This window comes from Bradyrhizobium sp. SZCCHNR2028 (assembly GCF_032380995.1).
Classification (GTDB): Bacteria; Pseudomonadota; Alphaproteobacteria; order Rhizobiales; family Xanthobacteraceae; genus Bradyrhizobium.
Map to the genome: position 1 here is coordinate 47,738 of NZ_JAUHJF010000016.1, position 23,614 is coordinate 71,351.

At 66.1% G+C, this 23,614-nt stretch carries 22 protein-coding genes and 2 pseudogenes; 11 read left to right on the top strand and 13 right to left on the bottom strand.

All coding sequences use genetic code 11. The features are described 5' to 3' along the window. Window positions 1-67: 67 nt before the first annotated feature. The 3 genes from QX121_RS22975 to mgtA all read right to left on the bottom strand — a co-directional run bounded on the left by QX121_RS22975 (window position 68) and on the right by mgtA (window position 4,767). The gene (locus QX121_RS22975) at window positions 68-1,021 is read right to left on the bottom strand and encodes a DMT family transporter (protein ID WP_315733913.1); all 954 of its coding nucleotides are present in this window, start codon (window positions 1,019-1,021) and stop codon (window positions 68-70) included. A gap of 113 nt (window positions 1,022-1,134) precedes the next feature. Next, the gene (locus QX121_RS22980) at window positions 1,135-2,064 is read right to left on the bottom strand and encodes a DMT family transporter (RefSeq protein ID WP_315733912.1); all 930 of its coding nucleotides are present in this window, start codon (window positions 2,062-2,064) and stop codon (window positions 1,135-1,137) included. A 144-nt stretch (window positions 2,065-2,208) separates the two neighbouring features. After that, the gene (mgtA, locus tag QX121_RS22985; protein WP_315733911.1) at window positions 2,209-4,767 is read right to left on the bottom strand and encodes a magnesium-translocating P-type ATPase; all 2,559 of its coding nucleotides are present in this window, start codon (window positions 4,765-4,767) and stop codon (window positions 2,209-2,211) included. A 128-nt stretch (window positions 4,768-4,895) separates the two neighbouring features. Between mgtA and QX121_RS22990 the strand changes: the two are divergent. From QX121_RS22990 to QX121_RS23015, 6 genes and pseudogenes are all read left to right on the top strand, one after another. Further along, window positions 4,896-5,035: pseudogene (locus QX121_RS22990) on the top strand (FtsX-like permease family protein); the annotation flags it as partial. Further along, window positions 5,033-5,377: pseudogene (locus QX121_RS22995) on the top strand (ABC transporter ATP-binding protein); the annotation flags it as partial. The pseudogenes QX121_RS22990 and QX121_RS22995, both read left to right, overlap by 3 nt. Before the next feature lie 347 nt (window positions 5,378-5,724). After that, the gene (locus tag QX121_RS23000; protein ID WP_315733910.1) at window positions 5,725-7,017 is read left to right on the top strand and encodes an adenylosuccinate synthase; all 1,293 of its coding nucleotides are present in this window, start codon (window positions 5,725-5,727) and stop codon (window positions 7,015-7,017) included. A 36-nt stretch (window positions 7,018-7,053) separates the two neighbouring features. Further along, window positions 7,054-8,694 carry a hypothetical protein gene (locus QX121_RS23005; RefSeq protein ID WP_315813113.1) on the top strand — a complete coding sequence of 547 codons (1,641 nt, stop codon included), beginning with the start codon at window positions 7,054-7,056 and terminating at the stop codon, window positions 8,692-8,694. 54 nt (window positions 8,695-8,748) lie between these two features. Beyond that, window positions 8,749-9,195 carry a DUF5413 family protein gene (locus QX121_RS23010; protein WP_315813114.1) on the top strand — a complete coding sequence of 149 codons (447 nt, stop codon included), beginning with the start codon at window positions 8,749-8,751 and terminating at the stop codon, window positions 9,193-9,195. 48 nt (window positions 9,196-9,243) lie between these two features. Continuing rightward, window positions 9,244-9,795, top strand: coding sequence for a DUF4112 domain-containing protein (locus QX121_RS23015; RefSeq protein WP_409997726.1), 552 nt, complete (start codon window positions 9,244-9,246; stop codon window positions 9,793-9,795). 100 nt (window positions 9,796-9,895) lie between these two features. Here the strand turns inward: QX121_RS23015 and QX121_RS23020 are convergent, their stop codons facing one another. The 3 genes from QX121_RS23020 to msrA all read right to left on the bottom strand — a co-directional run bounded on the left by QX121_RS23020 (window position 9,896) and on the right by msrA (window position 11,796). Further along, window positions 9,896-10,180, bottom strand: a complete 285-nt coding sequence (locus QX121_RS23020; RefSeq protein ID WP_315733902.1) for a hypothetical protein — start codon at window positions 10,178-10,180, stop codon at window positions 9,896-9,898. Between the two features lie 396 nt (window positions 10,181-10,576). Continuing rightward, complete coding sequence (gene msrB, locus QX121_RS23025; RefSeq protein ID WP_315733900.1) at window positions 10,577-10,987, bottom strand: peptide-methionine (R)-S-oxide reductase MsrB; 411 nt, start codon at window positions 10,985-10,987, stop codon at window positions 10,577-10,579. Between the two features lie 95 nt (window positions 10,988-11,082). Then, the gene (gene msrA / locus QX121_RS23030) at window positions 11,083-11,796 is read right to left on the bottom strand and encodes a peptide-methionine (S)-S-oxide reductase MsrA (RefSeq protein WP_315813115.1); all 714 of its coding nucleotides are present in this window, start codon (window positions 11,794-11,796) and stop codon (window positions 11,083-11,085) included. A gap of 936 nt (window positions 11,797-12,732) precedes the next feature. Here msrA and QX121_RS23035 point away from each other — a divergent pair. Further along, window positions 12,733-12,990 carry a hypothetical protein gene (locus tag QX121_RS23035; RefSeq protein ID WP_315733898.1) on the top strand — a complete coding sequence of 86 codons (258 nt, stop codon included), beginning with the start codon at window positions 12,733-12,735 and terminating at the stop codon, window positions 12,988-12,990. A gap of 177 nt (window positions 12,991-13,167) precedes the next feature. Continuing rightward, window positions 13,168-13,419 carry a hypothetical protein gene (locus tag QX121_RS23040; protein ID WP_315733896.1) on the top strand — a complete coding sequence of 84 codons (252 nt, stop codon included), beginning with the start codon at window positions 13,168-13,170 and terminating at the stop codon, window positions 13,417-13,419. A gap of 10 nt (window positions 13,420-13,429) precedes the next feature. Here QX121_RS23040 and ppk2 read toward each other — a convergent pair whose 3' ends face one another. The 7 genes from ppk2 to napE all read right to left on the bottom strand — a co-directional run bounded on the left by ppk2 (window position 13,430) and on the right by napE (window position 20,253). After that, window positions 13,430-14,557 carry a polyphosphate kinase 2 gene (gene ppk2 / locus QX121_RS23045; RefSeq protein WP_315733894.1) on the bottom strand — a complete coding sequence of 376 codons (1,128 nt, stop codon included), beginning with the start codon at window positions 14,555-14,557 and terminating at the stop codon, window positions 13,430-13,432. Window positions 14,558-14,703: 146 nt separating this feature from the next. Continuing rightward, window positions 14,704-15,813, bottom strand: coding sequence for an ATP-dependent RecD-like DNA helicase (locus QX121_RS23050; RefSeq protein WP_315813116.1), 1,110 nt, complete (start codon window positions 15,811-15,813; stop codon window positions 14,704-14,706). Between the two features lie 261 nt (window positions 15,814-16,074). Next, window positions 16,075-16,737, bottom strand: coding sequence for a NapC/NirT family cytochrome c (locus QX121_RS23055; protein WP_315813117.1), 663 nt, complete (start codon window positions 16,735-16,737; stop codon window positions 16,075-16,077). Further along, window positions 16,734-17,186 (bottom strand): nitrate reductase cytochrome c-type subunit, encoded by a 453-nt coding sequence (locus tag QX121_RS23060; RefSeq protein ID WP_409999362.1) that lies wholly within the window; start codon window positions 17,184-17,186, stop codon window positions 16,734-16,736. The genes QX121_RS23055 and QX121_RS23060 overlap by 4 nt, the downstream gene beginning before the upstream one ends. 23 nt (window positions 17,187-17,209) lie before the next feature. Beyond that, window positions 17,210-19,714 (bottom strand): nitrate reductase catalytic subunit NapA, encoded by a 2,505-nt coding sequence (napA, locus tag QX121_RS23065; protein ID WP_315813119.1) that lies wholly within the window; start codon window positions 19,712-19,714, stop codon window positions 17,210-17,212. Between the two features lie 15 nt (window positions 19,715-19,729). Beyond that, window positions 19,730-20,050, bottom strand: a complete 321-nt coding sequence (locus QX121_RS23070; protein WP_315733883.1) for a chaperone NapD — start codon at window positions 20,048-20,050, stop codon at window positions 19,730-19,732. A 17-nt stretch (window positions 20,051-20,067) separates the two neighbouring features. Continuing rightward, window positions 20,068-20,253 carry a periplasmic nitrate reductase, NapE protein gene (gene napE, locus QX121_RS23075; protein ID WP_315733882.1) on the bottom strand — a complete coding sequence of 62 codons (186 nt, stop codon included), beginning with the start codon at window positions 20,251-20,253 and terminating at the stop codon, window positions 20,068-20,070. A gap of 385 nt (window positions 20,254-20,638) precedes the next feature. On the opposite strand from napE, the gene QX121_RS23080 reads away from it, so the two are divergent. Genes QX121_RS23080 through QX121_RS23090 form a run of 3 tightly spaced genes read left to right on the top strand, consistent with a single transcriptional unit; the run spans window position 20,639 to window position 23,608 of the window. After that, window positions 20,639-21,595, top strand: a complete 957-nt coding sequence (locus QX121_RS23080) for an aliphatic sulfonate ABC transporter substrate-binding protein (protein WP_315813120.1) — start codon at window positions 20,639-20,641, stop codon at window positions 21,593-21,595. A gap of 34 nt (window positions 21,596-21,629) precedes the next feature. Then, window positions 21,630-22,805 (top strand): FMNH2-dependent alkanesulfonate monooxygenase, encoded by a 1,176-nt coding sequence (ssuD, locus tag QX121_RS23085; RefSeq protein WP_315813121.1) that lies wholly within the window; start codon window positions 21,630-21,632, stop codon window positions 22,803-22,805. After that, window positions 22,802-23,608: an ABC transporter permease subunit gene (locus tag QX121_RS23090; protein WP_315771890.1), complete on the top strand. Its 807-nt coding sequence runs from the start codon at window positions 22,802-22,804 to the stop codon at window positions 23,606-23,608. Before ssuD ends, QX121_RS23090 begins: the two co-directional genes overlap by 4 nt. Window positions 23,609-23,614 lie beyond the last annotated feature (6 nt).

Sequence of the window (23,614 nt, forward strand, 5' to 3'; positions counted from 1 at the left end):
CGCCGCTGACATTTCGATGACAGCCGGATGATGCAGGCCGGTCGTCATGAGGCGTCTTGCCGCACGCTCATTGGTCGGGTTGGTGACCGGCCCGCGTCTGCGGGATCGGGACCCGCGAGGCGACGATCACGCCGGCGATGACCAGCGTGTAGCCCGCGAGATGGAACGGCTTGAGCTCCTCTCCAAGCAGCAGGATCGCCAGCACCGAGCCGAACAATGGCACGAGGTGCAGGAATGGCGCGGCGCGGTTCGGTCCGATCAGGCTGATGCCGCGATTGAAGAACAAATAGGCCAGCGTCGAGGCGAAGACGACGACGTAGCCGAGCGTCGCGATCGACAGCAGGTCGGGCGCGAGCACGAACCCGGACGAATATTCCCAGACCGCCAGCGGCAGCAGCAGAACGGCACCGAGGGCCGTGCAGGACGAGATCAGCGACAGTTGGTGCACCGCCGGCCGCCGCGTCATGGCGGCGGAGTAGAGTCCGAACACCAGCAAGGCGCCGGCGAACATCAGGTCACCGCGGTTGAACTGGATGCCCGCGAGCGCGCCGAGATCGCCGCGCGTCAGGATCACCAGCACGCCGCTCAGCGACATCGCGATGCCTGCGAACTGGGCCAGGCTCAGCCGAACGCCGAACAGCAACAGCGACCACAGCGCCACGAACAGCGGCGTCGACGATTGAATCAGCAGCCCGTTGAGCGCCTGGGTGTATTGCATGGCCCAATAGGACAGCGCGTTGTTGATCGCGAACCCGGTCAGCGCCAGCAGCAGTAGAAGCGGCCAATGCGCGAGCAGCGTTCGCCGGTCGCGCGCCAGGTGCGCGCGTGCGAACGGCCACAGCATCAGGAAGGTCCCGATCCAGCGGATGCACGAAAGCGTCAGGGGCGGCACGTGTCCGGCGACGTAGCGCGCGAGCACGATGTTGCCGGCCCAGAACAGCGAAGCCAGCGTGAGCAGCACATAGGGCTGGTTGTTGAGCCAGGCGAGCGGCGATGATGGCTTGATGTCGTCGACGGACAAGGGAGGCGGGTCGCTCTGACGCGGAAGCGCGCAAGGTGGGCCAAATCGCGGCGCAGCGCAATGCGCTGCCGGGGATTGGTGCCATGCAGGAGCCGTCGCCCGGGAGCAGTGCCTCACGTCGCTTGTTTTCGCGACGCCACGAACACGCCGGCCAGCACGAGGACGAAGCCGATCACGTGAAAGATCTGCGGCTGCTCGCCGAGGAACACGAAGGCCATGATCGAGCCGAACACCGGGACCACGTGAAAGAACGGCGCGGCGCGATTGGCGCCGATCAGGAGCACGCCGCGATTGAAGCAGAGATAGGCGATCGTCGAAGGAAAGATCGCGACGTAGAGCAGCGACAACAGGTTCTGCGCGTCGAGCGCCATGACCGGTCGCGCGTTGAGTTCCCAGATCAGCAGCGGAATGAGGCTGGCTGCGCCGCAACCGAAGGTGAAGGCGACCATCGACAGGCCGTGGATCTGCGGCCGCTTGATCGTCAGCACCGAGTAGAAGCCGAACACCGCCATCGCGAGGAGGAAGATCAGATCCCCTCTGTTGAAGCTGATGTCGGCCAGCGCGGTGGGGTGACCGCGCGTCAGGATGAGCAGCACGCCCACGAGCGACAGCACGATGCCGATGGCCTGCGCCAGGGTCAGGTGCACGCGCAACAGCAGCATCGACCAAATTGCCACGATCAGCGGACCAGCCGACTGCAGCAGCAGGGTGTTGAGTGCCTGCGTATATTCGAGCGACCAGTATTGCAGCGTGTTGAAGGCGCCGATGCCCGTCACGGACAACGCGATCATGATGCCGAGCCGCGACCGGATCGCGGGCCAGTCCTGGCGCAGTTGTTTCCAGGCGAGCGGCAGGATCAGCAGGAAGGCGAGCGACCAGCGCAGGAACGACAATGTCACCGGCGGGATGTGGCCGGCGGCAAGCCGCCCGACGATCGAGTTGCCGGCCCAGCACAGCGCCGTGATGCTGAGCAGCACATAGGGCTGGTTGGCGATCCAGGCGCGCGCGGGCGCGGCGGACGCGGTGGGATCGGCGGCGGACATGCGGCGGTGTTGGCCTGGTTCGATGCGCCGCGGCGCGCGGCCGGGATGTCCGGCCGCCGTTCCTCCCGGCGCTTTCGACAGACACCAATTGCAGATGCCTATCAAGAGGGCAGATGCATCGCGACCATGCAGCGATGGCCGTCGTCAAGATCGCGCACGAGCGTGTCCCTGGTGCGGTCTCCGCGGTCCGGATCGCACCGCGAGCGATTTGAGGCCCTCCGCACTGACCAGATAGGCGACGACGAGGGCGGCGATGGCAGCCAAGACGGTGAGGGGCGGTGCAACGAAGCCGAACCATGCGCCGGCCGGTGTGAAGGGCACGACCAGTGCGACGGCGAGCGCGGTGAGCGACGACGCCGTCAGCATCGGATCCGCCCGGTTGCTCCATGGCCGCCCATTGGTCCGGATGATGAAGATGACGAGAATCTGGGTTGCCATCGATTCGAGGAACCATGCGGTGCGGAATTCATCGGGCGTCGCATGGAACAAATACAGCAGCGCGCCGAAGGTGAGAAAGTCGAACAGGGACGACAGGGGCCCCATGATCGCGGCAAAGCGCATGAGCCGCTTCATGTCCCAGCGCTGCGGCCGCGCGGTCGCCTGCCGGCTCACGCGGTCGAACGGAATGCCGAGCTCGGAGAGATCGTAGAGCAGATTGTTGAGCAGGATCTGCGTCGGCAGCATCGGCAGGAACGGAAGCACCATCGATGCGGCGGCCATCGACAGCATGTTGCCGACGTTCGAGCTCGCACCCATTCGGACATACTTCAGGATGTTGGCGAAGGTGCGTCGGCCTTCTTCGACGCCGTTGGCGACGACGTCGAGATCAGAGGCGAGCAGGATGATGTCGGCGGCCGATTGGGCGACGCCGGTGGCGCCTTCGACGGACAGGCCGATGTCGGCGGCCTTCAGCGCCGGCGCATCGTTGATGCCGTCCCCGAGGAAGCCAACGATCTCGCCGGAGGCCTGCAGCGCCTTGACGATGCGCGATTTCTGATCGGGCGCCAGACGGCCGAACGCATCGGCTGAGTGCACCTGCACCGCGAGCGCGTCGTCGCTGAGCTCGGCGATGTCGCTGCCGGACAGCACGCGATCCGCCTTCAGCCCGACCAGGCCGGCCAGCCGCTTGACCACGACGGGATCGTCGCCGGAGAGGATCTTCAGCGCGATGCCGGCGCGGGCAAGCTGCGCGATCGCAGCCGCCGCGGTCGGCTTGGGCGGATCGGCGAACGCGCACAGCCCTTCGAAGATCAGTTCCTGCTCGTCGTCGGTTTCGATCTCGCGCGGCGCGCCGTTCCACGGCCGTGACGCGATCGCGACCGTGCGCAAGCCCTCGCGTGCGAGCGCGTGAACGCGCTCGTACATCTCGGTGCGGCCGTTGTCGTCGAGCGGCGCGAACGTGCCGCCATGCCGCTGCTGCGTGCACAACTCGATCACCGCCTCAGGCGCGCCCTTCACGATCAGGATCCGATCCTGGCCGCGGATCGCCAGCACCGAGCCGAGCCGGCGCGAGAAGTCGAAGGTCTGCTGGCCGCCCAAGGACCATCCCTCGGCCGCATGATTGGCGCCTGCGACGAGCGCGCAATCGAGCGAGCCGCGATCACCGCCGAGTGCGGCCGCGATCGCGCCGAGCTCCGCAGCTCGCGGATGGTCGGTGCCGTCGGGCGCGACGCTGCGGGCGAGCGTGATCTCCGCGGATGTCAGCGTTCCCGTCTTGTCGGTGCACAGCACCGACATCGCGCCGAGATCATGAATCGCCGCGAGCCGCTTCACGATCACCTTGCGCTTGGCCATGCGCAGCGCGCCGCGCGACAGTGTCACCGTCGTGATCATCGGCAGCAGCTCGGGCGTCAATCCGACCGCGAGCGCGACCGAGAACAACAGCGAGTCGAGCACATCGCGTCCGAATACGACGCGAACCGTGAGCACGATCACGACCAGGGCCAGCGTAAGCCGCGCGATGACGAGGCCGAATTCATGCAGGTCGCGCTCGAACGGCGTGCGCGCCTGCCCCTCGGCGAGCGCCGCGGCGGCCGCGCCGAACATCGTGTTCGGTCCAGTGTTGACGACGATGGCGACGGCCTCGCCGGTCTGCGCCACCGAGCCGCGGAATAGCGCATTCGACGTGTCGTTCTCAACGGCCGGAATGCCGGCCTGTTTCGTCACGGGATAGGGCTCTCCCGTGAGCGCCGCCTCGCCGGCGGTGAACGCCTTGCTTTCGATGACCAGCGCATCGGCAGGAACGATGTCGCCCGCGCGTACGCGCAGGATGTCTCCGGGAACGACCGCCTCGACGTCGATCTGACGATAGGCGCCATCCCGCTTGACCTCGGCCTTCAAGGCGACGGAGCGGCGGAGCTCCTCGGCCGCCTTGACGGCATGTCCCTCCTGAACCGTGTCGAGGCCGATCGACAGCGTCAGGATGAGAACGATGATGGCGCCGCCGATCACGTCTCCCGTCACCATCGAGATGATGCCCGCCACCAGCAGGATCAGCGACAGCGGCTCGAGTAGGCGGCGGAGCACGGCGCGCAATGGACCCACGACGTGCGAGGGCGCATCGGCGTTGTGGCCGTAGCGTTGCAGCCGCTGCTCGGCGTCGGCCGCGCCGAGACCGTTCAGGTCGCAGCCGAGCGTCGCGCCCGCCTGTGCGGGCGACAGGCGCCAAAATTGGTGCGGGCCGGAGGTCGTCTCAGTGCTCACGCGGGCCTGTCCAAGTTGGTGGATGAATAGTCGTGGTCATCATGGTTGATTTGCATGAAGCTCTCCGGGCGGCGGTTGACCTAGCGCAACATCCCGCTGCCGTGATGGCCTCGGTTGCCGCAATGCGCCGCATCGCCGCCGTGCTGATCGTCTCGGTGATCCAGCGCTCCAAGGAGATCGGGATCCTGCGTGCGATGGGCACCTCGCGCGGACAGATTTTGCGTGTGTTTCTGCTGCAGGCGGACTGCTCGGCTTCGTCGGCTCGCTGGTCGATCGCGGCTTCCCGGGCCCCGAGATCGAGGCGCAGGCGTCGGAGCTGCTCGACCAGGTCGGGCTGGCGAAATTCGCCGACCATCTCGCGAGCAACATGTCGGGCGGCCAGCAGCAGCGCGTCGCAGTGGCGCGGGCGCTGGCGATGAACCCCGATCTGGTGCTGGCGGACGAGCCGACCGGCAACCTCGACACCAAGTCGGCCGAGGCGGTCTTTGGCCTGATGCGCGAGGTCAGCCAAGAGGTCGGCACGAGCTTCCTGCTCGTCACCCACAACCTTGATCTGGCCCGGCGCTGCGATCGCATCATCGAGGTTGTCGACGGCCGCATCCAGAGCTGAGAGCGCGCCGCTTCGATCGTAGATTCGCCGCCGTTCGGGTGCTCAATGGAACCGCCCAGGTCGATGCGCCGCCAGAAGCGTACGGCCGGGTCGCCCGATCCGCAGCCGGGGCGGCATGAAATTTTGGGGCTTATCAAAGGCTTGGTGGCGCTCTTGTGTGCTCCGAAGGCCCGTTCTCGCTTGCCTAGCCCGGCGGCTTCCTTTATCCGGTGGGTCGCCTCGCAAGCGAGCGGTCCCGGCCGCGATTTGGGCTGGGCGCATGGTTGGCCAGGCTGGCCCCTCATCGGAAGCGATTTCGTCCGAACCGATCGTGCTGTTTTGGATCTTGGCAGAGGAAAGAGCTGCGAATGGCTAACGTGGTCGTCGTCGGCGCCCAATGGGGTGACGAGGGGAAGGGCAAGATCGTCGACTGGCTGTCGGAGCAGGCCGACATCGTCGTGCGCTTCCAGGGCGGCCACAATGCCGGCCATACCCTCGTCATCAACGGCGCGACCTACAAGCTGGCGCTGCTGCCATCCGGCGTGCTGCGCACCGGCAAATTGTCGGTGATCGGCAATGGCGTCGTGTTCGATCCGCAGGCCTTCCTCGACGAGGTCGGCAAGCTCCAGTCGCAGGGCGTCGCCATCAGCCCGGACAATCTGCGCGTTGCCGAGAACGTCACGCTGATCCTGCCACTGCACCGCGAACTCGACGCGCTGCGCGAGTCCGCGAGCGCGGCGACCGCGATCGGCACCACCCGCCGCGGCATCGGCCCGGCCTATGAGGACAAGGTCGGCCGCCGCGCGATCCGCCTGATGGACCTCGCCGATCTCGATACGCTGCCGCACAAGATCGATCGGCTGCTCGCGCACCACAATGCGCTCCGCCGCGGCCTCGGCCTCGAGCCGATCGACGGCCAGCAGATCCTGCGCGAGCTGACGGCCTTTGCGCCGAAGCTGCTGCCCTATGCGGAGACGGTCTGGCGTCTGCTCGACATCAAGCGCCGCGAAGGCAAGCGGATGTTGTTCGAGGGCGCGCAGGGCGCGCTGCTCGACGTCGATCACGGCACCTATCCCTACGTGACCTCGTCCAACACGGTCGCGGCGCAGGCGGCCACGGGCGCGGGCCTCGGGCCGGGCGCGATCGGCTATGTGCTCGGCCTGTGCAAGGCCTACACGACCCGGGTCGGGCAGGGGCCGTTTCCCACCGAGCAGGACAACGAGACCGGCCGCAAGATCGGCGAGCGTGGCCGCGAATTCGGAACGAATACCGGCCGGCCGCGTCGTTGCGGCTGGTTCGATGCGGTCCTGGTCCGCCAGGCGGTGCGGACCTGCGGCATTAACGGTCTTGCGCTGACCAAGCTGGACATTCTCGATGGTTTCGACACCATCGATGTCTGTACCGGCTACAGGCTGGACGGCAAGGAGATCGATCATTTCCCGGCAGGTGAGGGCGCGCAGGCTCGGGTCGAACCGATCTACGAGACCATCGAAGGCTGGAAGCAGCCGACCGCAAACGCGCGCTCCTGGGCCGATCTGCCGGCACAGGCCATCAAATACGTCCGGCGGATCGAGGAACTGGTGGGTTGCCCGATCGCGCTGCTTTCCACCAGCCCCGAACGCGAGGATACTATTCTGGTCCAGAATCCCTTCGAGGCGTGACGGGACCCGACAGCTGAGCGCGCGAATTGAGTTGATATGGCCGACTACTACCCGCTGATAGCCCGTGCCATTGCCGGATTGGACCCCAACGCTCCCGGGGAAAGCCGGCGTGCGCTTTACGAGCGGGCGCGGGCGGCCTTGATCGCACAGTTGCGCAGCGTCCAGCCGCCGCTGAGCGAATCCGAGATCACGCGCGAGCGGCTGTCGCTCGAGGAAGCCGTGCGCAAGGTTGAGGCGGAAGCGGCCCAGCGCGCCCGCGAGGCACAGCGGGCGTCCAGCGGCGCGGCCCGCCCAGGTGATGCGCTCCGGCGGGCCGGTGCGCGCAATTCGGATGCTCCGGCCACCCCCGCGGCTCAGCCCGCTCCGACTCCAGAGCAGGCCGCCACGACCGCCCCGCGGCCACGACCGGCGGCCCCGGCCGCTGCCCGGGCCGAGCGGCCGCCGCTCGGCGGCGAGACGCGTCCGGCGCCCAATCCGCGACCGGATGCGCCGCCGGCTGCCGCTGGCGCGCCAGCGGTACCGCCGCGGCCCCAGCCGCCTCAAACGCCTCCACAGGATGGGGCGGCGCCTCCAGTGCGCGAACGTCCGGCGGTCGCCCGCCGCGGTGCTCAGGACAACGGCAATCCGGCAACGCCGCCCGCCATGCGCGGCTTCCGCGACATCACCGCTGATGTCGACGATCTCGGCAAGGCCACTGCCCAGGCCAACCGTGCGGCGCGCAAGACCTACGCCAACGTTCCGACCACCGATCTCGATCGGCTCGAGGGCGACGACGATGATCGGCCGCCGCTGCCCGAGGCGCCATACTCCTATGACGAGTCGGTCCAGGAGGCCGAGCGCTACGCGCTGCCTGCCACCTCGACTCGCCAGCGCGGCGCCGCGCCGGATCGCGAGGGCAAGAAGAAGTCGGAGCGCAGCGGCTCGACCTTTCCGTTCAAGGCCGCCATCGCCGCAGGGATCGTGCTGATCCTGATCGGCGCCGGAATTCTGTGGGGCCGGCCGCTGGTCGGGATGGTCAATGGCCTGTTCAAATCTTCCTCGACGGTCGAGGCGCCCAAGGACACCGGCACGCCGCTGAGCAAGCCGAAGATCACCGACCGTGTCGGGCAGTCGCCGTCCTCGGACCAGATCGCGCCGGTCGCGCAACGCGTCGTGCTCTATGACGAGGATCCCGCCGATCCGAAGGGCAAGCAATACATCGGCTCGGTGGTCTGGCGCACCGAGCAGATCAAGGCGACGGGGACGCAGAAGGCCGACATCGCCGTGCGCGCCGACATCGAGATTCCCGATCGCAAGTTCAAGATGACGATGTCGTTCCGCCGCAACACCGACACGTCGCTGCCGGCGAGCCACACCGCGGAACTGACCTTCATCCTGCCGCAGGATTTCTCTGGCGGCGGCGTCGGCAACGTGCCGGGGATCCTGATGAAATCCAACGAGCAGGCGCGCGGGACGCCGCTGGCCGGCCTCGCAGTGAAGGTCACCGACGGCTTCTTCCTGGTCGGCCTGTCCAATGTCGACGCCGACCGGACCCGCAACGTGCAGCTCCTGAAGGAGCGCTCCTGGTTCGACGTTCCGCTGGTCTACAGCAATCAGCGCCGGGCCATCATCGCGATCGAGAAGGGCGCGCCGGGCGAGCGCGCCTTCAACGACGCCTTCGCGCTGTGGGGTGACTGAGCAGTCCGCACGCGCCTCGCGCGTTGGGCGAAACGGCGAGGCAGGAGATTGGGCATGAAGCGATATCTCATCTTCGTTGCCGTGGGCCCGGCGCTGGGCGGCTTCGCGCTGCTTCTGGTCACGACCTACATGTCCGGCTATTGGACCAACACCAATCCCGGCGAAGTGGCCAAGCTGTTCAAGGTCTTCGTCACCTCGCTGCAATACAGCTACCTGTTCGGTTTCCTGCCGGCACTGATGATGTGCGCGATCGACGACATCCTGTTCCACGTCAGGCGCATCGGACCGACCATGCGGATGCTGCTGGTGGGCGGCATCGCCTTCCTGCTTGCCGGCTTCAACTACGCTTCGCACGGCTCCGAATACGGTGCCCTGCAATGGGTCCTTTACGGACTGGTCGGCTTCATTCCCGCGACGGTGTCGTCGTGGCTGGTGCACAAATTCGTCGACGAAACCCCGCCCGAAGCCCCGGCGGCTCAGCCCAGCAAGCACAGCGCGTGACGGCGTGACGCAACTTGCGCCCTGCTGCCGCGTTTCTATGTGATGGGTATGCAAGAGCAGATGACCCCCTCGCCCCGCCGCGCCTCCGGACGCGCCTCGCAGGCACGCTTCAACGCCAATGAGGCGCGCGGACCGATCATCGACCAGGACGGACGTGAGATCCCGCAGGGATCCTTCCAGTCCTCGTTCAATGGCGCCTTCGTCGGCCCGGGCGGCGTGCGCTTCGATTTCAGCACCTCCAATCCATTCGGCAATCTGACCCGTGAGCAGCGCATCGCGCGGCTGGAGGCGGTGGCGAAGCTGCTCGACGTCGCCTTCGTCCTGCCCGGCACCAACATCCGCTATGGCATCGACGGCATCATCGGCCTGATCCCCGTGGTCGGTGACCTCATCGCGACCGCGCTGTCGCTGTGGCTGGTGCGCGAGGCCCGTGCGCTGGGCGCGCCCTGGCACGTCATCACCCGGATGCTCGGCAATGTCGCGGTCGAGGGGGTGATCGGCATGGTGCCGGTGGCGGGCGACGCCTTCGACGTGCTGTTCCGCGCCAATATGCGCAACGCCAAGATCCTGCGGCGGTGGCTCGATACCCAGCCGCGTTGATGCGCCGCGAGACCGGGCCAAAAGCCGCACAAACCGACCCCCATAAAAAAACTGCCCCGCACAAGGCGGGGCAGGGTGTTGGAGAATGGTTTGGCAGCCGTCAGGCCGCATCGGCGTCCGGCGCCTTGTCGACCACCCGGCGCGGCAGCGGGAACGCCTCGCTCTCATACAGGGTGCGGATGCCGTTCTGGTCGAACCGGGCTTCCTCGACCTGCAGGTAGGCGCCATTCAGCGAATCCGCAGGCAACTCCTCCATGGCAAAGCGCACGGCTTCAGCCGCGGTGCCGAACCGCCGATAGGCAAACCCCGCCCGCTTCTTCTTGCGGATGGCGGCGGGAAACAGTTCGGCAGAGGTGTTGAAGTTGAACGGACGCAGTGGACGCATGGTCTGAGACCTCTTCTTGTCGGCTGGAAGCGCTGACGCGAGCTTTCAAAACATTCAGCTTGGCGATGACGCCAGCGATTGCGGGGGTGGAGGGCGGGATTTGCCGCTCCAGGCGGCCCGGCCCTGCATAGTCAGTTACGACCCCTAATATAGGCCGATTTGGCAGAAATGCGAATCCTGCACGCTCACATCGTAAATCCGGCCTGGTTCGGACCGCGCTGAAATGTCCTCTTTTTTCAATAGTTTAATCGATCTGCAACTTGTGAATGCAGGAGAGCCCGATCTGCACGGCTAAAATCTCACCCCTGGTGGCCGGTTTTGGCCGCCCACGCCTCGCCGGCCGCCAGCCCAGCGGCCCCATTACCGTCCGTAACGGAACCGGGGCCGATGGTGACGTCAGCGCGGCTTCAACTTCAGGGCCGCGGAGTTGATGCAATAGCGCAGGCCGGTCGGCCCCGGACCGTCGGGAAAGACATGGCCGAGATGGCCCGAGCATTTCGAGCACAGCACCTCGGTGCGGACCATGCCGTGGGTATAGTCGGTTTCCTCGTCGATGTGGCTCTCCGTCGCCGGCTGGGTGAAGCTCGGCCAGCCGCAGCCGGAGTCGAATTTGGCGTCGGACTCGAACAGGGTCTGGCCGCAGCCGGCACACACATAGGTCCCGGCGCGATGCTCATGCTCGTATTCGCCCGAGAACGGGCGCTCGGTCGCCTTCTCGCGCAGCACGGCGTACTGCATCGGCGTCAGCTCCTCGCGCCATTCCGCCTCGCTCTTGATGACCTTGTCGTCGGTCCTGGTGTCGCTCATCTCTTTTCCTCCGGCGGACCTAGACTCGTCCGCCCCTGTCATTGCGCTGATCGGCCACCGTCGCGGCCTCAAAGTCGTGGCGACAGGTCGTCGCCTCAGTTCGTCGCTTTGGCCTCGCCGACCAGCGTCGGCTTCTCGATGTAGTTCTCCGCGAAGATCTTCTTCAGGTTCTCGATCTTCGGCAGGTCGTTATAGGCAATATAGGGCTGGCTCGGGTGCAGCGTCAGATAGTCCTGATGATAGGCCTCGGCCGGATAGAACGCCTCGAGCTTGCCGATCTTGGTGACGATCGGCTTGCCGAACACCTTGGCCTTGTCGAGCTGGGCGACATAGGCCTCCGCGACCTTCCTCTGCGCCTCCGAGGTGGTGAAGATCGCCGAGCGATATTGCGGGCCTGAGTCCGGGCCCTGTCGGTTCAACTGGGTCGGATCGTGCACGACCGAAAAGAAGATCTGCAGGATCTTGCCGTAGGAGATCTTCTTCGGGTCGTATTTGATCTGGACCGATTCCGCATGGCCCGTCGTGCCGCTCGAGACCGTGCGGTAGTCGGCCGTGGCCTTGGTGCCGCCGGCATAGCCGGACACCGCGCTGATCACGCCCGCCGTGTGCTGGTAGACGCCCTGGACGCCCCAGAAGCAGCCGCCGGCGACCACGGCGGTTTCCAGCCCGTCGGAGGCTGGCTGATCCTGGGCCGGCGGCGGGATCACGACGGCCACCTCGGCGGCGTGCAGCGGCTGCCAGGCCAGGATGCTGGCCGCCATGCCACCGAGCACGGCTGTCTTGACGAAAAGGGAGCGGGTGAGGCGCATCTTTGGATCCTCGTGAGGGGTGGCTCTTCTCGCCAGCCGGAAACACTGGCCCGGTCCGGCCTCTGCTGCAAGATACGTCGGTGCTCGGCCGGCGTTACGGGGGACGCGACACGACTGCGTGAACGGCCGGGGTGGCGCGAGGCGTGCACAATTGCGCACTGGGCGCCGGGAACGACACTGTGAGTTGTGGCGGGAGCGTTCCAGACATGGCGATTTGTTCTCGCGGCTCGAATGGCCCGAGGGATACCGGTTCATTGGCCCTCCGGAAGCGGAGGGCGCAGGGAAGGCCGGACCTCGGCTGAGGCCCGTGGCCCGCCTGCTCAAAAAAATGCAGGCGGCAGGTACCACAGGTGCAGCCAGACAGATCCGGCCTTCCCCGCGCGATGGTGTTAACGCTTATACGTGCTCTCCTCGGGGACCGGCTGTCTTGCCCCCGTCGCCGGCGGATCATCACCACCAGCTTGGCCTCAGCGTCGGGAGGCCAGGACCACACGCTTTCGCCGTCCGCGCCATGTCGTTCGTCCGCAGGCGCTTCGCCCGCTGCAACATGTCGCGTCCATCGCATTTCGCTGCCAACGTCCGTGACGATCGCGATACGTCCCCTGCCGTGCAACGAAACGCGGGCATCATAAGCCTGATTTGGGCAAACCGCGAAACGATTTATGTTTTTCAGAAGACCTTGACAGCTTCTGTCGTCGTTGGCCGATTTGCCCGACGGGCCATCTAGTCCGCAAGCTCACGATGACATCACACTTCGTCGATCTTCGAACCATGATGTGGTTCAGGTCTCGTGGTCGTGATGCCCGCGCGGCGGAGACGCCGCGAATATTTCGTTCTCTCTGCGGTCAATACAGAGGCGGACGCGTCTCGATCGTCAGACCCCTGACCAGACATCGAGTGCGCGTTCTCCGCATCTTGAGAACCTGGAGAACAATCATGACATCCTGGAAATCAAAGGCGGCAGCGGTGCTGCTGTCGATGGCGACTGCCGCGCCGGCATCGGCGCAGGGCTGGTTCTACGGCGAGCAGGAGCCGGGGGCGTTTCAGGCGATGTATCCCGATCGCGACGTGCTCAACGGCGGCGCACTGACGCCGGCGGGACGAATGGGCCTGGTGCGCGCCTCCGGCGCGGCGCCCGCGTTTCCGCCGTCCGCTCATCTCCGCCCGTATGATCGGCTGCCGCAGCGGCGATGACGGGTCGCCTGGAAGGCGTCCTACGATCTGCTGCCCGGACAGCGGCTGCAGCGCTACGTCTGAGAGATGGGCGCGATCACGAACGGCCGTCACCTCGCGCGGTCGTGATTGGGATGCCGCTTTCGCCTGCCTACATCATCGCCTGCGCGAATTGGTACGCAACAGGGAAGACCAATCATGATCGCATTCAGGAGCCTGGCGGCAGCTCTGCTGATGTCGCCACTGGCGGCCACCGCGGCGTCGGCCCAATTCTCCGAGCCGGCGGCATATGCGGCCATGCATCCCGACCGCGATGTGCTCAATGGCGGCGCGCTGACGCCGGCGGCGCAGGCGGAGCTGGCTCGCCGTGGCCCGCCGGCCTTTCCGAATGCAAATGCAGCGATGCCGCCAGCCGATCCCGTGAGGGCGCATCGGCGTCATCGGCGCTGAGCGCGTCGCCTCAGCTCGCGTGCTCCTCGCGCTCGTGGATGACGCTGGCGCGGCCGACGATGAGATCGTCGACCTGCCCGATGCGCGAGGCGTCCTTGCCGGCATAGGGCAGGGAGTGCAGCACGCAGCGCATCGCGTTCAGCCGCGCGCGCTTCTTGTCGTCCGACTTGATCACGGTCCACGGGCAGTCGGCAGTGTCGGTGGAGAAGAACATCGCCTCCTTGGCGCGGGTGTAGTCATCCCATTTGTCGAGCGAGGCGGTGTCGATCGGCGACAGCTTCCACTGCTTGAGCGGATGCGCCTCGCGCTCCTTGAAGCGGCGGCGCTGCTCCTCGCGGCTGACCGAGAACCAGAACTTGATGAGATGCATGCCGCTGCGCACGAGATTGCGCTCGAACTCCGGCACCTGGCGCAGGAACTCGTCATATTCGGCCTGCGAGCAGAAGCCCATCACGCGCTCGACCCCGGCGCGGTTGTACCATGAGCGATCGAACAGCACGATCTCGCCCGCGGTCGGCAGGTGCTCGACATAGCGCTGAAAATACCATTGGCCGCGCTCGACGTCGCTCGGCTTGTCCAGCGCGACGACGCGGGCGCCGCGCGGATTGAGATGCTCCATGAAGCGCTTGATGGTGCCGCCCTTGCCGGCGGCATCGCGGCCCTCGAACAGCAGCACCAGGCGCTGCCGCGCATCCTTCATCCAGTTCTGCAGCTTGAGCAGCTCGGTCTGCAGGATGAATTTCTGTTCCTCATAGTCCTTGCGGTACATGCGGAATTTGTAGGGGTAGCCGCCCTGGCGCCAGTTGTCGGCGAGCTCGTCGGAGGTGTGACGCTTGTCGGGCTTGGCCTTGCCCTCGATCAGCGCCTTCATCAGCTTGGCATCGTCGGGCGCGGCACCATCCAGCATCGCCTTGACCGGCGCAGAGTTGGCGTCGAGGGCCGGCGGTCCGTTGAGCACGGTCTCGAACGCCGACAGCCCGGTGATCTGCGCGGCCTGCATCTGTTCGTCGACCAGCGACTGCGCGATCGGATCGAGCCTGGCGGCGGACTGCCGGCGCGCGACACGCGCGGTGGCGGCTGCGCGCTTCATGCGTTGGCCGTTGGAGGCCTTGCCCTTCGTGGTCCTGGACTTTGCCATGCGATCCCGTCGCCTGCTGCTGGATTAACAGAGATGTGAATCGATCTCTATCCGCCAAGGACCCTGCGTCAGGTTGACGTGGATCAACCGGCCGCAGGCGGGTACCAGCGAGGCGGGCGAAATCGCCTCGCGCGGTAAAGCCGGCGTTACACTACGATCGACAGCCGCTTCGCGGCCCGTGTGATTCCGGTGTAGAGCCAGCGGGCGCGGCTCTCCTGGAAGGCAAAGCTCTCGTCGAACAGCACCACGTCGTCCCATTGCGAGCCCTGCGACTTGTGCACGGTCAGCACGTAGCCGTAGTCGAACTCGTCGTAGGGCTTGCGCTGCTCCCACGGGATGTCCTCGATGCCGCCGCCGAAGCATTCGCCGCGCACCGAGACTTTCGTTACCTTGCGTCCGAGATCCTCGTCGGGCGCGACCCGCATCGTCACGATCTCGGATTTCGAGGTCGCGCGCGACTTCACCCGCCATAGCCCGCCATTGAACAGGCCCTTCTTGCGGTTGTTGCGCAGGCAGACCAGCTTGTCGCCGGCGACGGGGAGGGCGTCCTCGATGTCGAGGCGCTGCCGAAAGCGGTTGTTGTAGGCGCGGCGGGTGACGTTGCGGCCGACCAGCACCTGGTCCGCCTCCATCACGCGCGACGGATCGAGCTCGCGGCGCTCCACCACCTCGCTCTCGCCGTAGCGGCCGATGTCGAGCGTGTTGCCTTCGCGCACGTCCATCGACATCCGCACGATCGGATCGTCCTTGGCCTGGCGATGCACCTCGGTGAGCATCACGTCGGGCTCGCTCTCGGTGAAGAAGCCGCCGCCCTTGACCGGCGGCAGCTGCGCGGGATCGCCGAGCACCAGCAACGGGCAGTCGAAGGACAGGAGATCACGGCCGAGATCGGCGTCGACCATCGAGCATTCGTCGATGATGATCAGCTTGGCCTTGGACGCCGGCGCGTCGTCCCACAATTCGAAGTTCGGCTGCTCCTCGCCGCTCTCCTGCGCGCGATAGATCAGCGAGTGGATGGTGGAGGCATTGTCGCAGCCCTTGCTGCGCATCACCAGCGCCGCCTTGCCGGTGAAGGCCGCGAACTTGACCTCGCCGTCGACGTCTTCGGCGATGTGGCGGGCCAGCGTGGTCTTGCCGGTTCCGGCATAGCCGAACAGCCGGAACACCTGCGGCGTGCCGTTCTTGCCCGGCTTGGCCTTCAGCCAGTCGCCGACGGCCTTGAGCGCGGAATCCTGATGCGGGGAGAAGGTGGTCATGGCTCACGAGGATGGAGCCGCGCGGCGACTCGGGGACATTCCGTGAACCTAAGGGCTGGCGGGGAGAGATCAAGCGCTCGATGCGAATGGGTCCACGCCTCCCCCGCTTGCGGGGGAGGTCGCATCGCATCGGAAGATGCGATGCGGGTGGGGGAACGCTCCGGCGGGACTGCCCGTGTGGCGCCCCCACCCCAGCCCTCCCCCGCAAGCGGGGGAGGGAGCGCAGTGTGCTCGAGGCGGCCGCCGGGCCCGTTAAGAAGGTTACTGCCAGCCCGGAACGCCGCGCATGTCCGGCAGATGGTGCGCGATGCCCTTGTGGCAGTCGATGCAGGTCTTCTCGCCGGTGAAGAGGAAGCGCTGGTGCGCTTCGACGGCGCGCGGCGACTGCTTGGTGATGTCCATCGACTGCGCGCTGTGGCAGTTGCGGCATTCGAGCGAATCATTGGCCTTGAAGCGCGCCCATTCGTGCAAGGCCAGCTCCAGCCTGCGGTCGGTGAACTTCTCGCGGGTGTTGATCGAGCCGAACAGATGGCCCCAGACCTCCTTGGAGGCCTGCATCTTGCGCGCGATCTTGTCGGTCCAGTTGTGCGGCACATGGCAGTCCGGGCAACTGGCGCGCACGCCGGAGCGGTTGGAGAAGTGGACGGTCGACTTCAGCTCTGAAAACACGTTGTCGCGCATCTCGTGACAGCCGGTGCAGAACTTCTCGGTGTTGGTGATCTCCAGCGCGGTGTTGAAGCCGCCCCAGAAGATGACGCCGGCGAGGAAGCCCGCCAGCACCAGCACGCCGAGCCCGAACACGGAGCTCGGCTTCAGCAGCACGTCGATGAGGTCGAGAATGAACTGCCAGGCGCGGCGGACAAGGCCGAGCCGCTTCTCGGGGACGGGCGCTTTGGCGCCCGCCGGGATGTCGGCGCTGCTCATCGCTTGCCACCCGGCCTGTCGTGCGCCAGCAGCGTGTCGATGTCGACGAAGTCGTTGCTGACCGGCGGGTTGGCGACGCTCTGCGGCACGTGGCACTGGGTGCAGAAGAAGCGGCGCGGCGACACCGACGCCAGGAACTGGCCGTCGCGATCCATGAAGTGGGTGATCGACAGCATCGGCGCCTTCGACTCCGCGGTGCGCGCCCGGGCGTGGCAGGACAGGCATTTGTTGCCCTGCATGTCGACCTGATAGCCGTCGATGGCATGCGGGATCACCGGCGGCTGCTCCGGATAGTTGCGCACCTCCCTCTCGGCGGTGTTCTTCATCGGCTGGATCGGCGGCGCCGGGCCTTCGTCGTTGAGCGGCGCGGGACCGCGCAGGGACGAGCTGACGCTCTGGGCGAGCAGCGCGCTCGACCCGGCTGCAACGCTGGCCGCGACCAGCATCATGGCAAGTTTCCTGATCATGATCGTCACACCCGCTCGATGCGCACGGCGCATTTCTTGTAGTCGGTCTGCAGCGAGATCGGATCGGTGGCGTCGAGCGTCACCTTGTTGATCAGCTTCGACTCGTCGAACCACGGCACGAACACGAGCCCGCGCGGCGGCTTGTCGCGGCCGCGGGTCTCGACGCGGGCGCGGATAAAGCCGCGCCGCGAGGCGACCTTGACCTCGTCGCCGCGCCGCAGGTTGGCTTCCTGCGCATCGTCCGGATGCATGAAGCAGACGGCTTCGGGGAAGGCCTTGTAGAGCTCGGGCACGCGGCGCGTCATCGTGCCGGAATGCCAATGCTCGACCACTCGGCCCGTCGACAGCCAGAACGGGTAGTCCTTGTCGGGCGATTCCGCCGGCGGCTCGTAGGGCAAAGCGAAGATGCGAGCCTTGCCGTCGGGGAAGCCGTAGAACTGCACGCCGGTGCCAGCCTTGACGTAAGGATCGGAGCCCTCGCGGAAGCGCCAGCGCGTCTCCTTGCCGTCGACCACCGGCCAACGCAGGCCGCGCTCTTTGTGGTAGGCCTCGAACGGCGCCAGGTCATGGCCATGGCCGCGGCCGAACGAGGCGTATTCCTCGAACAGGCCCTTGTGGACGTAGAAGCCGAACGCCTTGGATTCGTCGTTGGCATAGCCCGGCTCGATCTGGTCGAGCGGAAACTTGTCGACCTGGCCGTTCTTGTAGAGCACGTCGAACAGCGTCTTGCCGCGATATTCCGGTTTCTTGGCGATCAATTCCTCGGGCCAGACCTCCTCGATCTTGAAGCGCCTGGAGAACTCCATCAACTGCCAGAGATCCGAGCGTGCCTCGCCGGGTGCCGACACGAGCTGGTGCCAGAACTGCGTGCGGCGCTCGGCATTGCCATAGGCGCCTTCCTTCTCCACCCACATCGCGGTCGGCAGGATGAGATCGGCGGCGAGCGCGGTCACCGACGGATAGGCGTCGGAGACGACGATGAAATTGTCCGGATTGCGGAAGCCCGGATAGGTCTCCTCGTTCGCGTTCGGGCCGGCCTGCAGGTTGTTGTTGACCTGTACCCAATAGGCGTTGAGCAGGCCGTCCTTCAGCATCCGGCTCTGCAGCACGGCGTGATAGCCCGGCTTGTCGGGGATCGTGCCTTCCGGCAACTGCCAGATGTGCTCGGCCTTGGTGCGGTGCTCCTTGTTGGTGACGACCATGTCGGCGGGCAGGCGGTGCGAGAAGGTGCCGACCTCGCGCGCGGTGCCGCAGGCCGAAGGCTGGCCGGTCAGCGAGAACGGGCTGTTGCCGGGCTCGCTGATCTTTCCGGTCAGGAGGTGGATGTTGTAGACGAGGTTGTTGCACCAGACGCCGCGGGTGTGCTGGTTGAAGCCCATGGTCCAGAACGAGACCACCTTGGTCTTCGGATCGGCATAGAGCTCGGCCAGCGCCTCGAGCCGATTCAGCGGCACGCCGGACATCTCGGCGGCCTTCTCCAGCGTGTAGTCGGAGACGAACTTGGCATACTCGTCGAACGAGATGTCGGTGGCATCGTTGGCCTTGGCGGCACCCGTCGCCTTCTTCTGCAGCGGATGCTCCGGGCGCAGGCCGTAGCCGATGTCGGTCTGGCCCTTCTTGAACACCGTATGCGCCTGGACGAACTCCTTGTTGACGCGGCCGGTCTTGATGATGTGGTTGGCGATCGCATTGAGGAGATAGAGATCGGTCTGCGGCTTGAACACCATGCCGATGTCGGCGAGGTCGAATGAGCGGTGCTCGAAGGTCGAGAGCACGGCGACCTTGACATGCGGCGCCGACAGCCTGCGGTCGGTGACGCGGCTCCATAGGATCGGATGCATCTCCGCCATGTTGGAGCCCCACAGCACGAACGCGTCGGTGGCCTCGATGTCGTCGTAGCAGCCGGGCGGCTCGTCGATGCCGAAGGTGCGCATCATGCCGGCGACGGCCGAGGCCATGCAGTGCCGCGCATTCGGATCGATGTTGTTGGAGCGGAAGCCGGCCTTGAACAGCTTCGAGGCCGCATAGCCTTCCCAGATCGTCCACTGTCCGGAGCCGAACATGCCGACGCCGGAAGGCCCGCGCTTCTTCAGCGCCTCCTTGTACTTCGCGGCCATGACGTCGAACGCTTCGTCCCAGGAGACGGGCGTGAACTCGCCGTTCTTGTCGTATTTGCCATTGGTCTTGCGCAGCATCGGATGCGTCAGGCGATCATGGCCGTACATGATCTTCGAGAGAAAGTAGCCCTTGACGCAGTTCAGGCCGCGATTGACCTCGGCCTTGATGTCGCCATGGGTGGCGACGACGCGGTTGTCCTTGGTCGCGACCATCACGCTGCAGCCGGTGCCGCAGAAGCGGCAGGCGGCCTTGTCCCATTTCAACTCGGAGGCTTCGCGCTCGGTGACGAGGTTCGCCGCGAGCGAGGCGCTCGGCATGCCGGCGGCGGCCGCGGCAATCGCGGCGGCCTCCAGCTTCAGCATGTGGCGGCGATCGATCTTCATGTCGGTCATTGGAGTCTCGTGTGATTAGCCGGCGTCGATGGCGTGGAAGACGAGGCAGGCGGAGTGCACGTGCGGCAGCAGTCCGATCCGGTTCATGGTGGCGCCGAGCGCGCCGGCATCGGGCGCATCGACGACCACGATCAGCTTGCCGCGCTCGTCGCGGCCGTGGATCTCGCAGCCGGACAGCGCGAGGATGTCGGCTTCGACGCGATCGAGCTGCTCGGGGCGGGTCTGCACGATGATGCTGGCGATCTCGCCCTTGGCCGGCGCGACGACGGGATCGGCGGTGAGGACACGGCCGGTGATCAGCGCGCGGCGGTCGAGGGAGGTGCGGTGGGAGAGCATGGGCGTGGTCGTTCCAATCAATGCGCAGCAGGTGGGCCGGGCGGCCCGACCATCATCTGGTAGACCCACACCGTGAGCCCGTAGGAGCCGACGGTGGCGACCGCGAGCGCGGGCATCAGCACGGCGGTGAGAAACAGGAAGGCAAAAATTTCCATGCGTCTGCGACGCGCATGCGCGTTCGCATCGCTGCCAACGAGCGACATGAGAGAATTCTCTGCTAGGGGAGGTTCAGGAGGGATTGCGGCATCCGGGCCGCGCCTAATCCTATGTTTAAGAAAGCTCCGGAAACCGGCGTTGACCTGGATCAAGCGGGCGGAACCTCGCGCACACCGGCGCACCGCCAGAGCGGAGTCGCGCCGGTCCCACCGAGATCTTGGTTGATGGGCCGTGAAGACGCGTGATCGCATCTTTGCTTGCGAGAAATTCTCGCTGCTTTGCGTGGGGGCCTCGATACGATCATCCCCTCTGGTCGTGAGCCGAGAGGACCGGCATCACTATTTTCCAGGGGTGCTCGACACGCGTTTCGCCCGCCACCATCATCCTGTGCATCGCATCAACGTAGATGCACAAGGGTGATCGGAGAGGGCAATGAAGCGGCGTGATTTTCTGAAACTGTCGTTGGCATCGGCTGCGGTGATGGCCTCAGCGGCGCCGCTGCGCGCCGAGGACAAGCTGAAGGAGATCCGCATCGGCACCCAGAAGGGCGGCTTCTTCCCGGCGGTGAAGGCGCGCCGCACCATCGAGGATACGTTCAAGCCTGTCGGCATCGACATCGTCTGGGTCGACTTCCAGTTCGGTCCGCCGCTGCTGGAAGCCATCAATGTCGGCAGCGTCGACTTCGGCTATGTCGGCGACGCCCCGCCGATCTTCGCGCAGGCTGCCAGCGCCAAGATCCGCTATGCGGCCGCCGTCAAGCAGAACGGCAGCAGCCAGGCGATCATCGTGCCCAAGGACTCGCCGATCAAGACGCTGGCCGATCTCAAGGGCAAGCGCGTCGCCTTCGGCAAGGGCTCGAGCGCGCACAATCTCCTGGTTGCCGCGCTGGAGAAGGCGGGCCTGTCCTGGACCGACATCACGCCGGCGCCGCTCGCGCCCGCCGATGCCACCGCCGCCTTCGTCAAGGGCTCGGTCGACGCCTGGTCGATTTGGGATCCGTATCTCGCGCTCGCCGAGCTCAAGGAGAATGCGCGGGTGATCGCGTGGGACAAGGACGTGCACAAGCCGAACTCGTTCTACATCGTCGGCTCCGACTTCGTCGAAAAGTACCCGGCCGTGGTGGCCAGGCTGAACGCCGCCTTCGCCGCGGAGGGCGTGTGGGCCAACAGCCATCACGAGGAGGTCGCCAAGGCCCAGGCCGAGGCCACCGGCGTCGATCTTGAGGCGGTCAAGCGCTTCGTCGACCGCTCGGTCTATAGCGTCGTGCCGATCGACGACGAGGTCATCAAGAGCCAGCAGGCCGTCGCCGACCGCTTCGCCCGGGTTGGGCTCATCCCGAAACAAGTCAACGTCGCCGACATCGTCTGGAAGTGGATGCCGTCCACCTGACGCTCGCCTGCGACACGATCCGAAAGAGAACGACATGAGCAATGCTTCGAAGCCCAATGTGCTGTGGTTCCTGCCGACCCATGGCGACGGCCGCTATCTCGGCACCTCGCAAGGCGGCCGCGAGGTCAACTTCAACTATCTGCGCCAGGTCGCGCAGGCCGCCGACCAGCTCGGCTATTTCGGCGTGCTGATCCCGACGGGGCGCAGCTGCGAGGATTCCTGGATCGTGGCGTCGGCCGTGGCGCCTTTCACCGAGAAGCTGCGCTATCTCGTCGCGGTGCGTCCGGGTCTGCAATCGCCGGCCGTGGCCGCGCGCATGACTGCGACGCTGGACCGCGTCACCAACGGACGCCTGCTGGTCAACGTCGTCACCGGCGGCGATCCGGTCGAAAACAAGGGCGACGGCGTCTTCCTGTCGCATGAGGAGCGCTACGAGGTCACCCGCGAGTTTCTCACCGTCTACAACGCGCTGCTCGAAGGCGAAGCCGTCAACTTCGCCGGCAAGCACATCAAGGTCGAGGATGGCCGGCTGCTGTTCCCACCGGTGCAGTCGCCACGCCCGCCGCTGTTCTTCGGTGGCTCGTCGGATGCCGGCATCGACGTCGCCGTCGATACGGTCGAGAAGTATCTTACCTGGGGCGAGCCGCCGGCAGATGTCGCGGCGAAGATCGCCAAGGTGAGAGCCGTCGCCGACAGCCGTGGCCGCAAGCTGTCGTTCGGCATCCGCCTGCACGTGATCGTGCGCGAGACCAACGCGGAGGCGTGGGCGGCCGCCGACGACCTCATCAAGCACGTCACCGACGACACCATCGCCTCGGCACAGAAGATTTTTGCGCGGATGGATTCGGTCGGCCAGCAGCGCATGTCGCAGCTCCACGGCGGCCGGCGCGACAAGCTCGAGATCAGCCCGAACCTGTGGGCCGGCGTCGGCCTCGTCCGCGGCGGCGCCGGGACCGCGCTGGTCGGCGATCCCGACACGGTCGCGGCTCGCATCCGCGAGTATCAGGATCTCGGCATCGATACCTTCATCCTCTCCGGCTACCCGCATCTCGAGGAAGCCTATCGCTTCGCCGAGCTGGTGTTTCCCAAGCTTGGGCTGAACGTGTCGGAGCAGGCCGGCAACGTGACCAAACTGCGCACCAACACCGGCCCATTCGGTGAGACCATCGCCAACGAGCATCGTCCGTTGCAGAGAGCCTCGCAGTCATGAGCCTGATCGAAAGCCTTCCCAAGGTCCGCAAGCTCGCGGTGCCGAGCGCGGATGCGCTGATCCCCTGGCTGGTGCCGCTCGCGATCATCCTGATCTGGCAGGCGGCCTCTCTCGCCGGCCTGGTGTCGCCGCGGGTGCTGCCGGCGCCGAGCGACGTCGCGCGCGCCGGGTGGAAGCTGCTGTGGTCGGGTGAGCTCGGCCGCAACATCTGGGTCAGCTTCTGGCGCGCCTCGATCGGCTTTTTGATCGGCGGCAGCATCGGCTTCGCCTTCGGGCTCGCCAACGGCCTGTCGCAGCTGTCGGCGAAGCTTACCGACACCACCTTGCAAATGGTGCGCAACGTGCCACATCTGGCGCTGATCCCGCTGGTCATCCTGTGGTTCGGCATCGACGAGAGCGCAAAACTGTTCCTGGTGGCCCTCGGCGTGTTCTTCCCCGTCTACCTCAACACGCTGCACGGGATTCGCACCGTCGATCCGCAACTCATTGAAATGGGCCGCGTCTACGGCATGACCGACGGCGAGCTGTTTCGCCGCGTGATCTTCCCCGGCGCGCTGCCGTCGATCTTCGTCGGCCTGCGCTTCGCGCTCGGCATCATGTGGCTCACCTTGATTGTCGCCGAGACGATCGCGGCCTCTTCAGGCCTCGGCTACATGGCGATGCAGGCGCGCGAGTTCATGCAGATCGACGTCGTCGTGCTCTCCATCCTGATCTACGCCCTGCTGGGCAAGGTCGCCGACAGCGCTTCGCGGGTGCTGGAACGGATGACGCTGTCCTGGCATCCGGCCTTCAGCAAACATTGAGGTTCG

Excerpts from the sequence above, each read along its gene's own strand:
- QX121_RS22980 (WP_315733912.1), bottom strand. The coding sequence starts at position 2,064 with ATGTCCGCCGCCGATCCCACCGCGTCCGCCGCGCCCGCGCGCGCCTGG.
- QX121_RS23000 (WP_315733910.1), top strand. The coding sequence starts at position 5,725 with ATGGCTAACGTGGTCGTCGTCGGCGCCCAATGGGGTGACGAGGGGAAG.
- QX121_RS23005 (WP_315813113.1), top strand. The coding sequence starts at position 7,054 with ATGGCCGACTACTACCCGCTGATAGCCCGTGCCATTGCCGGATTGGAC.
- QX121_RS23010 (WP_315813114.1), top strand. The coding sequence starts at position 8,749 with ATGAAGCGATATCTCATCTTCGTTGCCGTGGGCCCGGCGCTGGGCGGC.
- QX121_RS23015 (WP_409997726.1), top strand. The coding sequence starts at position 9,244 with ATGCAAGAGCAGATGACCCCCTCGCCCCGCCGCGCCTCCGGACGCGCC.
- QX121_RS23020 (WP_315733902.1), bottom strand. The coding sequence starts at position 10,180 with ATGCGTCCACTGCGTCCGTTCAACTTCAACACCTCTGCCGAACTGTTT.
- msrB (WP_315733900.1), bottom strand. The coding sequence starts at position 10,987 with ATGAGCGACACCAGGACCGACGACAAGGTCATCAAGAGCGAGGCGGAA.
- msrA (WP_315813115.1), bottom strand. The coding sequence starts at position 11,796 with ATGCGCCTCACCCGCTCCCTTTTCGTCAAGACAGCCGTGCTCGGTGGC.
- QX121_RS23035 (WP_315733898.1), top strand. The coding sequence starts at position 12,733 with ATGACATCCTGGAAATCAAAGGCGGCAGCGGTGCTGCTGTCGATGGCG.
- QX121_RS23040 (WP_315733896.1), top strand. The coding sequence starts at position 13,168 with ATGATCGCATTCAGGAGCCTGGCGGCAGCTCTGCTGATGTCGCCACTG.
- ppk2 (WP_315733894.1), bottom strand. The coding sequence starts at position 14,557 with ATGGCAAAGTCCAGGACCACGAAGGGCAAGGCCTCCAACGGCCAACGC.
- QX121_RS23050 (WP_315813116.1), bottom strand. The coding sequence starts at position 15,813 with ATGACCACCTTCTCCCCGCATCAGGATTCCGCGCTCAAGGCCGTCGGC.
- QX121_RS23055 (WP_315813117.1), bottom strand. The coding sequence starts at position 16,737 with ATGAGCAGCGCCGACATCCCGGCGGGCGCCAAAGCGCCCGTCCCCGAG.
- QX121_RS23060 (WP_409999362.1), bottom strand. The coding sequence starts at position 17,186 with ATGATGCTGGTCGCGGCCAGCGTTGCAGCCGGGTCGAGCGCGCTGCTC.
- napA (WP_315813119.1), bottom strand. The coding sequence starts at position 19,714 with ATGACCGACATGAAGATCGATCGCCGCCACATGCTGAAGCTGGAGGCC.
- QX121_RS23070 (WP_315733883.1), bottom strand. The coding sequence starts at position 20,050 with ATGCTCTCCCACCGCACCTCCCTCGACCGCCGCGCGCTGATCACCGGC.
- napE (WP_315733882.1), bottom strand. The coding sequence starts at position 20,253 with ATGTCGCTCGTTGGCAGCGATGCGAACGCGCATGCGCGTCGCAGACGC.
- QX121_RS23080 (WP_315813120.1), top strand. The coding sequence starts at position 20,639 with ATGAAGCGGCGTGATTTTCTGAAACTGTCGTTGGCATCGGCTGCGGTG.
- ssuD (WP_315813121.1), top strand. The coding sequence starts at position 21,630 with ATGAGCAATGCTTCGAAGCCCAATGTGCTGTGGTTCCTGCCGACCCAT.
- QX121_RS23090 (WP_315771890.1), top strand. The coding sequence starts at position 22,802 with ATGAGCCTGATCGAAAGCCTTCCCAAGGTCCGCAAGCTCGCGGTGCCG.